Origin of the sequence: Amycolatopsis iheyensis, from assembly GCF_024703995.1 — a bacterium.
In the GTDB taxonomy this organism is placed as follows: domain Bacteria; phylum Actinomycetota; class Actinomycetes; order Mycobacteriales; family Pseudonocardiaceae; genus Amycolatopsis; species Amycolatopsis iheyensis.
Genome location: NZ_JAMXQV010000013.1, coordinates 84,704 through 97,509, shown reverse-complemented (window position 1 = coordinate 97,509; position 12,806 = coordinate 84,704). Strand labels below are relative to the sequence as shown.

Below are 12,806 nucleotides of genomic sequence, written 5' to 3'. Positions count from 1 at the left end.
TCGGGGCATGAGGAAGACGATCGCGGCATTGCTGGACTTCCCGGCGGCGTTCGGCGCAAAGGCCGCCGGGGCGCGGGCCGAGCGGGTCCGCTCGTCGCCGCAGTTCGACGGGAAGGTGTTCCGCAACACCGCGCCCCGGGTCCCGATGACGGCTTCGTCGATGCGGACCATCTTCCGCGAGATGTTCTTCGGCGAGCACCGCGAGCTGCGCAAACCCGCCCACGCGGTGCCGCTGGTGACGTCGGCGCCGGTCGAGTCGGCCGAGGGCCTGCACCTGACCTGGTACGGCCACGCCTCGACGCTGGTGGAGCTCGACGGCGCCCGCGTGCTGCTGGACCCGGTGTGGAGCGACCGGGTCTCCCCCGCCGCGTTCGCCGGCCCGCGGCGGCTGCACGAGCCGCCGGTGCCCCTGAGCGGCCTCGGCCGGATCGACGCCGTCGTCATCTCCCACGACCACTACGACCACCTCGACCTGGCCACGATCCGTGAGCTGGTGTCCTCGACCCGGGCGCCATTCCTGGTGCCGCTCGGCGTCGGCGCGCACCTGGAACGCTGGCGCGTGCCGGCCGACCGGATCGTCGAGCTCGACTGGCACGAAGAGGCGACGGTGGCGGGCGTCCGCTTCGTCGCGACACCGGCCCAGCACTTCTCCGGCCGCGGCATCTCGAACGACAGCACGCTGTGGACGTCGTGGGCGATGCTGGGCCCGGCGCACCGGGTGTTCTACAGCGGCGACACGGGGTATTTCGACGGTTTCGCGAAAATTGGCGCCGAGCTCGGGCCGTTCGACGCCGCCCTCATCCAGATCGGCGCGTACGCCCCGCAGTGGCCGGACATCCACATGACACCGGAGGAAGGCGTCGCGGCGGGCCTCGACGTCCGGGCGAAGCTGCTGGTCCCGGTCCACTGGGCGACGTTCCAGCTGGCGATGCACCCCTGGGGCGAGCCGGCGGACCGCGTCTGGCGGGAGGCGAAGGCGGCGGACCTGGCGCTGGCGATCCCCCGGCCGGGCGAGCGCATGGACGTCGCGGAGCCGCCGGCGGTCGACGGGTGGTGGCAGGCGCTGTGAAGCTGAAGCTGGACCTCCACGACATCTACAACCGCGGCGGGGAGATCGACCGGGCGCTGCGGGCCATCATCGACGAGGCGGTCGCCAAGAAGGCGCCGCTCGTCGAGATCATCCCCGGCAAGGGCTCCGGTCAGCTGAAGAAGCACGTCCTGCGGTTCCTCGAGCGCAAGGACGTCAAGGCGCTCTACCACCGGGTCGAGAAGGACAAGGACAACTTCGGCCGGGTCTTCGTGCACTTCCGGTGGAAATGATCAGCCCGCGGTCGCGGTGAGTTGCCACACTGTGTCCTCGGCCCGATTGTCCGTCAGGCCGTCCACCGCTGTCCGTCCCAGCGCCAGATTCCGCCGTTGACGCGGAATTCCTCCGGAACGCCCCAGACGGGCGTGACGGTGGTCGTCGTCCGCTTGCCGATGATCGCGACCGTGATCCATCCCGGAAGCCAAATCCCGCAAGTGACCAGCGTAATCAGGAGATGGATCAGGTGCAGAGCCGCCGGCAGCGGCTCGCGGGTCTTGACGGAGCGCTGAATCACGCCGGTGCTCCAGCGCGGACAGCTGCGTTCAGCTTCTCGTACACGTTCGACGTATCGGTCGATCGGGTGGCAACGTTGCTCGGTTCGGCCGGTTTTCCGTCCTGATCAGAACCGGCTGTCGTGGCGGGCTTCGGCCCAGGCGCGGTCCCACGCCGACGCGTGGAGGCGGCCCACCGCGAACCGGCCGATGCCGTACAGCCCGGCCAACGCGCCGGTGATCGCCACCCACAGCAGGATCGCCGCGAAGACGCCGTCCGCCGCCGAGGTCGACGGCGAAAGCGGCTCGTTCGTCAGCTCGCCGCGCTGGTCCAGCCAGATCGAGACGTGCGTGCCGGCCGGGCTGCCCGCGTCGGCGAGGACGTCGCCGGTGTGGCGGGCGCCGCGTGCGTCGAACCAGGCGGCCTGGACCGTGGTCTGGTCGGCCGGGGCGCCGGCGCCGTCGGTGCTGTAGGTCTGGTTGGGGGCAGCGGCCAGCGAAACCGCCGTCGTCTGGTGGCGTGTGGTGCGTTCCTGCTCGGCGCGGACCGTCTGCGAGGCGTAGGTCTCGGAGCCGAACGCCGCGGCGAACGGCAGCGCCAGCAGCGCGCCGGCGAACACCAGGAGCAGCAGGGTCGCCTCGACCCGGTCGCCCAACCTGGTCAGCGGGTTCCGGCCGGGGTGCAACCGGCGCCGGAACCGGGCGATCCGTCCGCTGGGCCCACGCATGCGCGACTCACTCCTCCCAGAAAAACTTCATCTCGATAACAGTGTGCGCGCGACCTCTCGACTTTCTCTCGCGAATGGGATGCGGCCCACTAGTGAAACCGTGCACAACCACCCGGTCGCGCTAACTCGCCGCGATCGCCGACCACAGCGCGTGAGCAATTTGCCGCCCGCAGACGTCGGTGTGGCCGTGGACGTACCGGTCGGCCAGCAGGTTGTGCGGGACACCCGCCCGCCACCGGTAAGTCCCACCCACCGGCAACAGCTCCGCCGCGACCGCCTCGGCGGTCCGCTGCGCGCCGTAGCGGCCGATCGCGCCGAAGCCGTCGGACCCGGCGATCCGGGACGCGATCGCGAACGCGACGTCGACGGCGACGTCGTGCGCGGAGTGGGTGACGAGGATCGGCCCGGTCACCACCCCCTCGGCCACGACCCGGCGGAACGATCCGGCGAAGCCGTCGTCAGAGAACACCGCCTGCAGCAGGGTCAGCGTGGCCAGCGACCCGGCCGGGCAGGCGTTCGCCGCGGCCGTGACGAGCCGGCCGCCGAAGCTGTGGCCGACGAGGTGGAGCTTCGGCCCGGCCAAGGTCGCCAGCAGCGGCGCGAGCCCGTGCACGCCGATGAGGCCCGCGCGGGCCTTCATCTCGTAGTAGGCGAGGAAGTCGAGCAGGTGCGCGGCCGCGTCGACGCCGAGGCGATCCATCACCGTGCCGCCGGGAAGGGTGAACAGCTGCGTCGACGCGTCTTCGGGGTCGTCGGCGCCGCGGGCGGCGGCCGAGAGCAGCGCGGCGGCGAACGCCGTGCGCGCGGTCGCGCGGGCGGTCAGCGCCGGGACGAGGTCGGCGGCAGCGTCGATGGTCAGCCGCTGCTCGGGCACGAGGTCCCGCAGCAGGTCCAGCCGTTCGGCCAGACCGCCCTCGGCGAGCTTGCGCGACGGCCACAGCACGCAGGCGAACGCGAGCCGGCGGCCCGGCCGGTCGCCGGAAACCGCACGCACCGACCCGGCCAGCGCCGAATAGAGCAGCCGCGCGACGAGGTGGTCGTCGTTCCAGCCGTGGGTCAGGACGACGAGGTCGGTGACCGCCGGATCGGCCGCGAGCGCCCGCACGGCCGCGCCGCGGTCGCCGACGAGTGCGCCGGTCCGGTCGAACTCCACCTCGGCGGCCGGGAAACCGGACAGCAGCACGGAAGTCCTCCTCGGGCGACGACTCCCGGGAAGTCGCCCGCGGCACCCCGCCCGTTACTCAAAGCCAATCGTCGGGACGCGGCCAGGGCATCAACGCCGCCAGCGCGTCACGCGCCGGCTCCGTCACCGCGTAGCGCCCCCGGTGGAACAGCAGTGGCCGCGCGTCCGAAGGCGCACCCAGCGCCGTCACCCGGCCGATCACCACGTAGTGGTCACCGGCCTCGTGCACGGCTTCCAGCGCGCAGTCGATCCACGTCAGCGCACCGTCGAGCAGCGGGGCCCCGGACGGCGCCGGTGTCCAGCCGACCCGGGCGAACTTGTCCTCGCCGCGGGCGCCGAACACCGCGCTGACCTCCTGCTGGTCCTCGGCCAGGACGTTGACGGCGAACCGGCCCGCCGCCGCCAGCACCGGCCACGTGCGCGAGGTGCGCGCCGGGCAGAACAGCACCAGCGGCGGGTCCAGCGACAGCGCCGCGAACGACTGGCACGCGAACCCGGCCAGGGTGTCCCCGTCGCGGCCGGTGACCACCGTGACGCCCGTGCAGAAGTGCCCGAGCACACTGCGGAAGCCGGCCTGGTCGACCGCCACCGCGGTCATGCGCCCGGGGGCCGGGCGCCGACCGAGAAGTCGTGGCCCCACAGGGAAACCGCGGTGCTCTCGCGGGCGATCCAGTTGTCGTCGTCGACCTGGCGGCCCTCGCAGCCGAACTCGACGTCGAAGCCGCCGGGGGTCTTCATGTAGAACGACAGCATCAGGTCGTTGACGTGCCTGCCGAGCGTGGCCGACATCGGCACCTTCCGGCGGATCGCGCGGTCGAGGCAGAGCCCGACGTCGTCGGTGTTCTCCACCTCGACCATCAGGTGCACGATCCCGGACGGCGTCGGCATCGGCAGGAACGCCAGGCTGTGGTGGCGCGGGTTGCAGCCGAAGAACCGCAGCCACGCGGGCGGGCCGTCGGCGGGCCGGCCGAGCATCTGCGGTGGCAGGCGCATCGAGTCGCGCAGCCGGAAGCCGAGGACGTCACGGTAGAACCGCAGCGACGCCTCGTCGTCCTTTGTAGACAAAACGACGTGACCGAGGCCCTGCTCTCCGGTGACGAACTTGTGCCCGTACGGGCTCACCACGCGCCGGTGCTGCAGCGCGACGCCGTGGAACACCTCCTGGGTGTTGCCCGACGGGTCGTCGAAGCTGATCAGCTCGTCGACACGGCGGTCGGCCAGCTCGTCGGGCGTGCCCTCCTTGTACGGCACCGAAGCACTGTCCAAACGCGACCGGATTTCGGCGAGTTCGCCGGCATTGGCCGCCTCCCAGCCGGTGACGGCCAGCCGGTCCGCGGACCCGGGCGAGATGACCAGGCGCGCCGGGAAGTCGTCCATGCGCAGGTAGAGCGCGTCCGGGTCGGTCCCGCTGCCTTCGACCATGCCGAGCACCTTGAGCCCGTACTCGCGCCACGCGGCCATGTCGGTGGCTTCGATGCGGAGGTAGCCCAGTGACCGGATGCCCATCAGGAACTCCCGAGGAAGTCGAGGGCCAGCCGGTTGAACTCGTCGAACTTCTCCAGCTGGGCCCAGTGCCCGCAGCCGCCGAAGACGTGCAGCTGCGCGCGCGGAATCGTCTTCAGGGCCACCAAAGCGCCATCGAGGGGGTTGACGCGGTCCTCGCGGCCCCAGATCAGGAGCACGCGCTGGCGCAGCCGGTGGGCTTCGCGCCAGAGCATGCCTTCTTCGTAGGTTTCGGGGTGGGCGAACGACATCCCCATCGCCCGCATCGCGGCGAGCGACTCCGGGGTGTTCGCCGCGGCGAAGCGCTCGTCGATCAGCTCGTCGGTGATCAGCCCCTGGTCGTGGACCATGATCCGCAGGAACGCTTCCATCCGCTCCCGCGAAGGCTTGGCGCCGAACTTGCCGAGGTTCTTGACGCCCTCGGTGGGATCGGGCGCGAAGAGGTTGACGCTCAGCCCGCCCGGCCCCATCAGCACCAGCCGGCCGGCGCGCTTGCCGTGGTTCAGGGCGAACCGCACCGCCGCGCCGCCACCGAGCGAGTTGCCGACGAAGTGGGCGCGGTCGATCCCCAAAGCGTCCATGAGCCCGAGAACGGCGTCCGCGCTGTGCCGGAAGTACTGCGGGTGCTCGGTCGGCTTGTCGGAGCGGCCGAAGCCGGGCTGGTCGACGGCGATCGTGCGGTAGTGCTTGGCGAACTCCGGCAGGTTGCGCCCGAAGTTGCTCCACGCCGACGCGCCGGGCCCGCCGCCGTGCAGCAGGATCACCGTCTCGGCGTGTTCCACGCCGGCTTCGTGGTAGTGGAGCCGGAGCCCGCCCGCCTGGACGTACTTCCCTTCCGGGGCCATCAGTACATCCCGTTCTCGACCGTCTGGCCGAACGCGCCGGTGCCGAACATGACGTACGCGCGCTCGGCGTCGTTGGCCGCGTGGACGCGGCCCGCGTGCGCGTCGCGCCAGAAGCGCTGGATCGGCGTGCCGCGCTGGATCGCGCGGCCGCCGGAGTTCTCGAAGAGCCGGTCGATCGCGGCGATCGCGCGTTCGGTGCCGCGCACCTGGTCGCGCCGGACGCGCAGGCGCAGGTCGCTCGGCAGCCGCTCCTCGCGCTTGGCCAGCTCGTAAAGCTCGTCGATGTTGCGGGTCAGCTGCAGCCAGGCGGCGTCGATCTCGCTGGCCGCCTCGGCGATCCGCACCTTGGCGAACGGGTCCTCTTTGGACTGTTCGCCGGCGTACGCGGCCCGCACCCGCTTGCGCTGGTGCTCGACGTGCGCGTCGTAGGCGCCCTGCGCCATCCCGACGATCGGCGCGGTGATCGTCGTCGGGTGCACCGAACCGTAGGGCAGCCGGTACAGCGGGCCGGGGTTGACGGCCTGGCCCGGCGTCTTGCACTTCGACGTCGCGATGAAGCTCAGCGCCCGGTGCTGCGGCACGAAGACGTCCTCGACGACGACGTCGTTCGAGCCGGTGCCGCGCAGGCCGACGGTGTCCCAGACGTCCACGATGGAGTAGTCCGCCGCGGGCACCAGGTAGGTGCAGAAGTCGACCGGCTTGCCGTCCTTGAACGCGGGCCCCCCGAGCAGCGCCCACGTGCAGTGGTCACAGCCGGAGGAGAAGCTCCAATGGCCGGACAGCCGGTAGCCGCCCTCGACGACTTCGGCCTTGCCCATCGGCGCGTACGACGAGGAGATCCGCACGTCCTCGTCGGCTCCCCAGACCTCCTGCTGCGCCTGCGCGTCGAACAGCGCCACGTGCCACGGGTGGACGCCGAGGATGGAGGCGACCCAGCCGGTGGACCCGCACGCGCTCGCGATCAGCTTGGCCGCGGTGTAGAAGCTCACCGGGTCCGTTTCCAGGCCGCCGTACGACTTCGGCTGCAGCATCTTGAAGAACCCGGTCTCCTGCAGGGCCTTGACGGACTCCTCGGGGACGCGGCGCGCGTCCTCGGTGTCCTGGGTCCGTTCCCGCAGGACCGGCAGGAGGTCCCGGACCCCGGCGATCACCTGCTCGCTCATGCGCAGTCCTCTCTCGTTTCGCTACTCCCCAAGACTAGAACACGTTCTCGTTTTTGTCGAGAACACCCTGCGCCAGGGCACTGTTGATCCCCGCCCTGCGGCCGGAAAACACGCAGTCGGCCAGGGACAGCCCGCTCACGTACGACCTGGAACAGATTCCCACCGCGGTGCGGCCGGCGGCGTACAGCCCGGGTATCGGCGCCCCCGCCGTGCTCCGGACCGCGCCGGTGTCCTCGTCGACGACCAGGCCGCCGAGGGTCAGCATCGGCGTCGGGTACCCGAGGTTGGGCCGCACCGAGATGTCGATGAGCGAGAACGGCGGGTTCTCCAGCCGCCGCCGGAACTCCTCGGGCTTGCCGGCCGGATCCGACGCGCCGTGGTACGCCTCGACGCTCGCGCGGAGCCCCTGCGGGTCGACGCCGGCCTTGCGCGCGGCCTCTTCGACCGTCGCACCGATGACCCGGCCGCGACGCAGCAGGTACCGCAGCTGGAGCCATTGGAACCACTGGCTTTGTTTCCGGCCGTCCCTCCGGGCCTCCGCGACGATCGGCGCGTCGACGAGCAGCCAGCCCGTGCTCTCGTGCTCTTCGATCAGCTTCTCACCGACGGCGGCGCCGTACCGGGACTCGTCGATGACCCGCCGGCCCCCGGCGTCGACGATGATCCCGCCGAGGAACGCGCTGGGCGGCGTGACGAACCGCCAGGCCGAGATCCGGCCCATTTCCCCGGTCGCACCGCCGGCCTCGACGCCGAGCCGGATCCCCGAGCCGTCGTCCGCGGACGTGCCGAGCGCGAGCCCGCCGCGGTAGGCCGGTGCGTGTTCGCGCACCAGTTCGCGGTTCGCGATGAAGCCACCCGCGGCGAGCACGACCCCGCGCCGGGCGGTGATCCGCAGCTCGCGGCCGTGCGCGCGCTCGAAGCGTTCGACGCGCCGGTGCAGCGACTTGCGCAGCGAGGGCAGGTAGATCCCGGGTTTGGCGGCGTACCGGGCGAGCCGCCGATGCCGCGCTTTGACTCCCGCGGGCGCGTTCTGCAGCGTGTCGGCGACGAGCCCGGTGACGCGGCCGTCGTCCTGGACCAGGCCGCGGACGTGCGTCTGGGTCAGCACCCGGATTCCCCGGTCGCGCACCGCCTTCGCGAGGCGCGTCATCAGCATCTTCCCCGAGGTCCCGGGCCCTTTGACGCGGTGACCGCGCGGGGCGGGCTTCGCCGCGTCGCGGAACCCGCCGGCGGCCTCGCTGCCGGAGTAGTAGAGGTAGTGGGCGTCGCTCGGGTACGAGGTCTTGTACGGGCAGAGGCTGCCTTCGAACGGCACGCCGTTGCCTTCCAGCCAGGTGATCATCTCGCGGCTGCCCTCGCAGAACCGGCGCAGCGTTTCGTCGGCGACGACGTCCCCGGCTTCGAGCTTCAAGTAGGCGTACATCGCGTCGACGGAGTCGTCGACGCCGGCGTCGAGCTGCTGGGCGGTGCCCCCGCCCGCGTAGACCACGCCCCCGCTGACCGCGCTCGCGCCGCCACCGGCGAACCGTTCGACGATGATGACTTCGGCGCCCGCGTCGGCCGCTTCGAGGGCGGCGCAGGCGCCGGCCGCCCCGAACCCCACGATGACCACGTCCGCGACGAGTTCGTCCATGGTCGCTACCCTAGAACTGAAACACGTTCTCGTCTATGGTGAGCGAAAGCGGCTCTCAACTGGATACTCTTCTTGTGGAACACGTTACAAGTGAGGTGGCATGACGGAGCAGTTCGACGTCGTCGTCGTCGGCAGTGGCGCCGCCGGGATGACCGCCGCGCTGGCCGCGGCCCACCACGGCCTGAGCGTCGTCGTCCTCGAAAAAGCGCCCTGCTTCGGCGGCTCGACCGCCCGCTCCGGCGGCGGGGTCTGGCTGCCGGGCAACCACGCGCTGCGCGCCGCCGGGATCGACGAACCACCCGAGCGGGCGCACGAGTACCTGGCCTCGATCGTCGGCGACGTCGTCCCGGCCGTCCGGCGAGACACGTTCCTCGACCACGGCCCCGAGGTCCTGAAGTTCGTCTGCGACCACACGCCGCTGCGGTTCCGCTGGGTCCGCGACTACAGCGACTACCACCCCGAGGCCCCCGGCGGGCGCTCCGGCGGCCGCTCGGTCGAGCCGATGGCCTTCGACGGCAAGCTGCTCGGCGCCGAGCTGGCCCACCTCGAACCGCCCTACAGCGCGCCCCCGCTCGGCGTGCCGATCACCCAGGCCGACTACCGCTGGCTGAGCCTCCTGGCCCGGCACCCGCGCGGGGTCGTCCGGATGCTGTCGCTGGGTGTCCAGTGGCTCGTCGGTCGCGTGCGCGGGCAGCGCCTGCTGAGCATGGGGCAAGCGCTTGCGGCCGGCCTGCGGGTGGGCCTGACCAGGGCCGGCGTCGACGTCCGGCTGAACACGCCGCTGGTCGATCTCCAGGTCGAGGGCGACCGCGTCACCGGCGTCGTCACCGCGGACGGCGTCGTCGGGGCCCGGCGCGGGGTCATCCTCGCCAGCGGCGGCTTCGAGCAGAACCTCGAGATGCGCGAGAAGTACCAGCGCGCCCCGATCGGCATCGACTGGACCGTCGGCGCGGCCGCCAACACCGGCGACGGCATCACCGCCGGCCTCAAGCTCGGCGCCGCGCTCGACCTGATGGACGACGCCTGGTGGGGGCCGTCGCTGCCGCTCACCGGCGGGCCGTGGTTCGCCCTCGCCGAGCGGTCGCGGCCACGCAGCATCATGGTCGACACGCGCGGCGAGCGGTTCGTCAACGAGTCGGCGCCCTACGTCGAGGCCGTGCACGCGATGTACGGCGCCGGGGACGGCCCGGGCGAGCACATCCCCACCTGGCTGGTGTTCGACCAGCGCTACAAGGACCGGTACATGTTCACCGGGGTCGGCCCGCGTCAACCGCTGCCCGGCCGCTGGTTCAAGGCCGGGATCGCGGTGAAGTCGTCGACCCTGGCCGGCTTGGCCGAGAAGATGGCCGTTCCGGCGGACGGCCTGGAGGCCACGGTGACGCGTTTCAACGGCTTCGCCCGCAACGGCGTCGACGAAGACTTCCAGCGCGGGGTCAGCAAGTACGACCACTACTACGGCGATCCGCGCAACAAGCCCAACCCCAGCCTCGGCCCGCTCGACAAGGCGCCGTACTACGCGGTGAAGATCGTGCCGGGCGACCTCGGCACCAAGGGCGGGCTGCGGACCGACGAGCAGGCGCGAGTCCTGCGGGAGGACGGCTCGGTCGTGCCGGGCCTGTCCGCCGCGGGCAACGTCAGCGCGGCCGTGATGGGCCGGACGTACGCCGGGCCGGGCGCGACCATCGGCCCGGCCATGGTGTTCGGCTACCTTGCGGCGACGCGGCTGGCGCACGAAGATCAAGGGACCACGGGAGGCGAGCGATGACGCAGGAGTCCGTACGCACGATCTACGCCGGTGAGCCGCCGACCCGGTTCGCGCGGGGCTGGCACTGCCTCGGCCTGGCCGAGAACTTCCGCGACGGGAAGCCGCACGCCGTCACGGCGTTCGGCACCAAGCTGGTGGTGTTCGCCGACTCGCACGGAGCGTTGAACGTCCTCGACGGCTACTGCCGGCACATGGGTGGCGATCTCACCCAGGGCAGCGTCAAGGGTGACGAAGTCGCGTGCCCGTTCCACGACTGGCGCTGGAACGGCAAGGGCAAGTGCGTCTCGATCCCCTACGCCAAGCGGGTTCCGCTGCGTGCGCGGACGCGGTCGTGGACGGCGTCGGAGCAGAACGGCCAGCTGATGGTCTGGCACGACCCGGAGGGCAACCCGCCGCCGGAAGAGCTGGCCATCCCCCGGATCGAGGCCGCCGACAGTCCCGAGTGGAGCAACTGGACCTGGGACTCGATCTTCATTGACGGCTCGAACTGCCGCGAGATCATCGACAACGTCGTCGACATGGCGCACTTCTTCTACATCCACTACGCGTACCCGACGTACTTCAAGAACGTCTTCGAAGGCCACATCGCCACCCAGTACCTCAACACCAAGGGCCGCCCGGACATGGGCATGGCGTCCAACTACGGCGGCGAGGACAACCTGCTGCGGTCGGAGGCGTCGTACTTCGGCCCGTCCTACATGATCAACAAGCTGGTGAACTCGTTCCAGGGCTACGAGATCGAGAGCGTGCTCATCAACTGCCACTACCCGGTGACACCGACGTCGTTCGTGCTGCAGTACGGGATGAAGGTCAAGAAGCAGCACGGCCTGACCGACGAGCACGCCGACAAGATCGCGGCGAAGCTGGCCAAGGGCATCGGCGCCGGGTTCCTGCAGGACGTCGAGATCTGGAAGCACAAGACGCAGATCGACAACCCGCTGCTGTGCGAAGAGGACGGTCCGGTCTACCAGCTTCGCCGCTGGTACCAGCAGTTCTACGTCGACGCCGCGGACGTCACCGAGGACATGACGCGCCGCTTCGAGTTCGAAGTGGACACTTCGAAGGCGAATGAGGCGTGGGCGGCGGAGGTGGCGGAGAACCTGGCCCGCCAGAAGACCGAGGCGGAAGTGTGACGACCGCCGAGCAGACGGAGTTCCTGTCGGGCGGGCTGCGGCCGCACGAGTGCCGCGCCTGCGGGACGTGCGTGCTGGTGAAGAAGAACAGCATCCAGCACACGAGCATCCAGTGGACGTCCCGGCCCGCCGACAGCTGCCCGGTGTTCGCGGACGCGGACGGCCCGTCGGCGCTGCTCGACACGTGCCCGAAGCTGGCGGACAGCATCGGCGACGCGGTGCGCGACGGCGAGCTGGCGGTGGCCGATGGGTGAGCGGGTCTACACGCTGACGGTCGCCGACGTCGTCGTCGAGACGCCGGACGCGCGGTCGGTGGTCTTCGAGATCCCGCCCGAGCATTCCGACGCGTTTTCCTACACGGCAGGCCAGTTCCTGACTTTGCGGATCCCCAGCGAGCAGACCGGTTCGGTGGCGCGGTGCTACTCGCTCTCGAGCGCGCCGCACGAGAACCGCGTGCAGGTGACGGTCAAGCGCACCGACGGCGGGTACGGGTCGAGCTGGGTCTGCGCGTCGCTGAAGCCGGGCATGGCGATCGACGTGCTGGCGCCGGCCGGGGTGTTCTGCCCGACGTCGGTCGACGAGGACTTCCTGTTGTTCGCCGGCGGCAGCGGCATCACGCCGGTGATGGCGATCCTCAAGACGGCCCTCGAAACCGGCTCCGGCCGGGTCGTGCTCGTCTACGCGAACCGCGACGAGAGTTCGGTGATCTTCGCGGGCGAGCTGGCTTCGCTGGCGAAGCGGTACGGCGACCGGCTGGTCGTCGTGCACTGGCTGGAGAGCGTCCAAGGGCTCCCCGACGTCTCGCAGTTGCGGGGGCTGGCTTCGGCGTACACGTCGCACGAGGCGTTCCTGTGCGGGCCGGCGCCGTTCATGGCGGCCGCGCGGGAGGCGCTCGGGCAGCTCGGGGTGCCGCGGGACCGGGTGCACGTCGAGAAGTTCACGTCGCTGACCGGGAACCCGTTCGAAGCCACGGTCGTCGAGGAGGAGCCTTCGGACGAAGCGCCCGCGTCGCTGACCGTGACCCTCGACGGCGAGACGCGGGAGATGGCTTGGCCGCGGCAGCGCAAGCTGCTGGACCACCTGCTGGACGCGGGCCTGGACGCGCCGTACTCGTGCCGCGAGGGACAGTGCAGTGCGTGCGCGTGCCGGATCGTCTCCGGTGAGGTGAAGATGCTGCACAACGAGGTCCTGGACGCCGAGGACATCGCGGACGGCATCGTGCTGGCCTGCCAGTCGCTGCCGGTCACCGACGACGTCTCGATCAGCTACGAATAG

The 12,806-nt window shown here is 71.0% G+C and carries 14 protein-coding genes; 6 read left to right on the top strand and 8 right to left on the bottom strand.

Features of this window, described 5'->3' with window-relative positions:
- Positions 1 to 7: 7 nt before the first annotated feature.
- Positions 8 to 1,069, top strand: a complete 1,062-nt coding sequence (locus M8542_RS24325) for an MBL fold metallo-hydrolase (RefSeq protein ID WP_257922538.1) — start codon at positions 8 to 10, stop codon at positions 1,067 to 1,069.
- Positions 1,066 to 1,320 (top strand): Smr/MutS family protein, encoded by a 255-nt coding sequence (locus M8542_RS24320; protein ID WP_003092780.1) that lies wholly within the window; start codon positions 1,066 to 1,068, stop codon positions 1,318 to 1,320. The genes M8542_RS24325 and M8542_RS24320 overlap by 4 nt, the downstream gene beginning before the upstream one ends.
- A gap of 53 nt (positions 1,321 to 1,373) precedes the next feature.
- Here M8542_RS24320 and M8542_RS24315 read toward each other — a convergent pair whose 3' ends face one another.
- The 8 genes from M8542_RS24315 to M8542_RS24280 all read right to left on the bottom strand — a co-directional run bounded on the left by M8542_RS24315 (position 1,374) and on the right by M8542_RS24280 (position 8,633).
- Positions 1,374 to 1,601 (bottom strand): hypothetical protein, encoded by a 228-nt coding sequence (locus tag M8542_RS24315; RefSeq protein ID WP_257922537.1) that lies wholly within the window; start codon positions 1,599 to 1,601, stop codon positions 1,374 to 1,376.
- Positions 1,602 to 1,706: 105 nt separating this feature from the next.
- A complete protein-coding gene (locus M8542_RS24310; RefSeq protein WP_257922536.1) occupies positions 1,707 to 2,306 on the bottom strand; it encodes an Rv1733c family protein in 600 nt (199 codons plus the stop codon).
- A gap of 121 nt (positions 2,307 to 2,427) precedes the next feature.
- On the bottom strand, positions 2,428 to 3,489 hold the full coding sequence (locus tag M8542_RS24305) for an alpha/beta fold hydrolase (protein WP_257922535.1): 1,062 nt from the start codon (positions 3,487 to 3,489) through the stop codon (positions 2,428 to 2,430).
- A 58-nt stretch (positions 3,490 to 3,547) separates the two neighbouring features.
- Entirely contained in the window at positions 3,548 to 4,087 is a 540-nt protein-coding gene (hsaB, locus tag M8542_RS24300; protein WP_257922534.1) for a 3-hydroxy-9,10-secoandrosta-1,3,5(10)-triene-9,17-dione monooxygenase reductase subunit, read from the bottom strand.
- Positions 4,084 to 4,995, bottom strand: a complete 912-nt coding sequence (hsaC, locus tag M8542_RS24295) for an iron-dependent extradiol dioxygenase HsaC (RefSeq protein WP_257922533.1) — start codon at positions 4,993 to 4,995, stop codon at positions 4,084 to 4,086. The genes hsaB and hsaC overlap by 4 nt, the downstream gene beginning before the upstream one ends.
- On the bottom strand, positions 4,995 to 5,837 hold the full coding sequence (gene hsaD, locus M8542_RS24290; RefSeq protein WP_257922532.1) for a 4,5:9,10-diseco-3-hydroxy-5,9,17-trioxoandrosta-1(10),2-diene-4-oate hydrolase: 843 nt from the start codon (positions 5,835 to 5,837) through the stop codon (positions 4,995 to 4,997). The genes hsaC and hsaD overlap by 1 nt, the downstream gene beginning before the upstream one ends.
- Positions 5,837 to 7,000, bottom strand: a complete 1,164-nt coding sequence (gene hsaA / locus M8542_RS24285; RefSeq protein ID WP_257922531.1) for a 3-hydroxy-9,10-secoandrosta-1,3,5(10)-triene-9,17-dione monooxygenase oxygenase subunit — start codon at positions 6,998 to 7,000, stop codon at positions 5,837 to 5,839. Before hsaA ends, hsaD begins: the two co-directional genes overlap by 1 nt.
- 34 nt (positions 7,001 to 7,034) lie before the next feature.
- On the bottom strand, positions 7,035 to 8,633 hold the full coding sequence (locus M8542_RS24280) for an FAD-binding protein (protein ID WP_257922530.1): 1,599 nt from the start codon (positions 8,631 to 8,633) through the stop codon (positions 7,035 to 7,037).
- A gap of 100 nt (positions 8,634 to 8,733) precedes the next feature.
- Here M8542_RS24280 and kstD point away from each other — a divergent pair, with 100 nt between their 5' ends.
- From kstD to M8542_RS24260, 4 genes are read left to right on the top strand one after another with little or no spacing between them, the layout of a single operon-like run.
- Positions 8,734 to 10,398, top strand: a complete 1,665-nt coding sequence (kstD, locus tag M8542_RS24275) for a 3-oxosteroid 1-dehydrogenase (protein WP_257922529.1) — start codon at positions 8,734 to 8,736, stop codon at positions 10,396 to 10,398.
- Positions 10,395 to 11,531: a 3-ketosteroid-9-alpha-monooxygenase, oxygenase component gene (locus M8542_RS24270; protein WP_257922528.1), complete on the top strand. Its 1,137-nt coding sequence runs from the start codon at positions 10,395 to 10,397 to the stop codon at positions 11,529 to 11,531. The genes kstD and M8542_RS24270 overlap by 4 nt, the downstream gene beginning before the upstream one ends.
- A complete protein-coding gene (locus M8542_RS24265; RefSeq protein WP_257922527.1) occupies positions 11,528 to 11,785 on the top strand; it encodes a hypothetical protein in 258 nt (85 codons plus the stop codon). Before M8542_RS24270 ends, M8542_RS24265 begins: the two co-directional genes overlap by 4 nt.
- Positions 11,778 to 12,806 carry a ferredoxin--NADP reductase gene (locus M8542_RS24260; RefSeq protein ID WP_257922526.1) on the top strand — a complete coding sequence of 343 codons (1,029 nt, stop codon included), beginning with the start codon at positions 11,778 to 11,780 and terminating at the stop codon, positions 12,804 to 12,806. The genes M8542_RS24265 and M8542_RS24260 overlap by 8 nt, the downstream gene beginning before the upstream one ends.

Coding starts and splice junctions, on each gene's coding strand:
- M8542_RS24325 (WP_257922538.1), top strand. CDS start 8: ATGAGGAAGACGATCGCGGCATTGCTGGACTTCCCGGCGGCGTTCGGC.
- M8542_RS24310 (WP_257922536.1), bottom strand. CDS start 2,306: ATGCGTGGGCCCAGCGGACGGATCGCCCGGTTCCGGCGCCGGTTGCAC.
- hsaB (WP_257922534.1), bottom strand. CDS start 4,087: ATGACCGCGGTGGCGGTCGACCAGGCCGGCTTCCGCAGTGTGCTCGGG.
- hsaC (WP_257922533.1), bottom strand. CDS start 4,995: ATGGGCATCCGGTCACTGGGCTACCTCCGCATCGAAGCCACCGACATG.
- hsaD (WP_257922532.1), bottom strand. CDS start 5,837: ATGGCCCCGGAAGGGAAGTACGTCCAGGCGGGCGGGCTCCGGCTCCAC.
- hsaA (WP_257922531.1), bottom strand. CDS start 7,000: ATGAGCGAGCAGGTGATCGCCGGGGTCCGGGACCTCCTGCCGGTCCTG.
- M8542_RS24280 (WP_257922530.1), bottom strand. CDS start 8,633: ATGGACGAACTCGTCGCGGACGTGGTCATCGTGGGGTTCGGGGCGGCC.
- kstD (WP_257922529.1), top strand. CDS start 8,734: ATGACGGAGCAGTTCGACGTCGTCGTCGTCGGCAGTGGCGCCGCCGGG.
- M8542_RS24270 (WP_257922528.1), top strand. CDS start 10,395: ATGACGCAGGAGTCCGTACGCACGATCTACGCCGGTGAGCCGCCGACC.
- M8542_RS24260 (WP_257922526.1), top strand. CDS start 11,778: ATGGGTGAGCGGGTCTACACGCTGACGGTCGCCGACGTCGTCGTCGAG.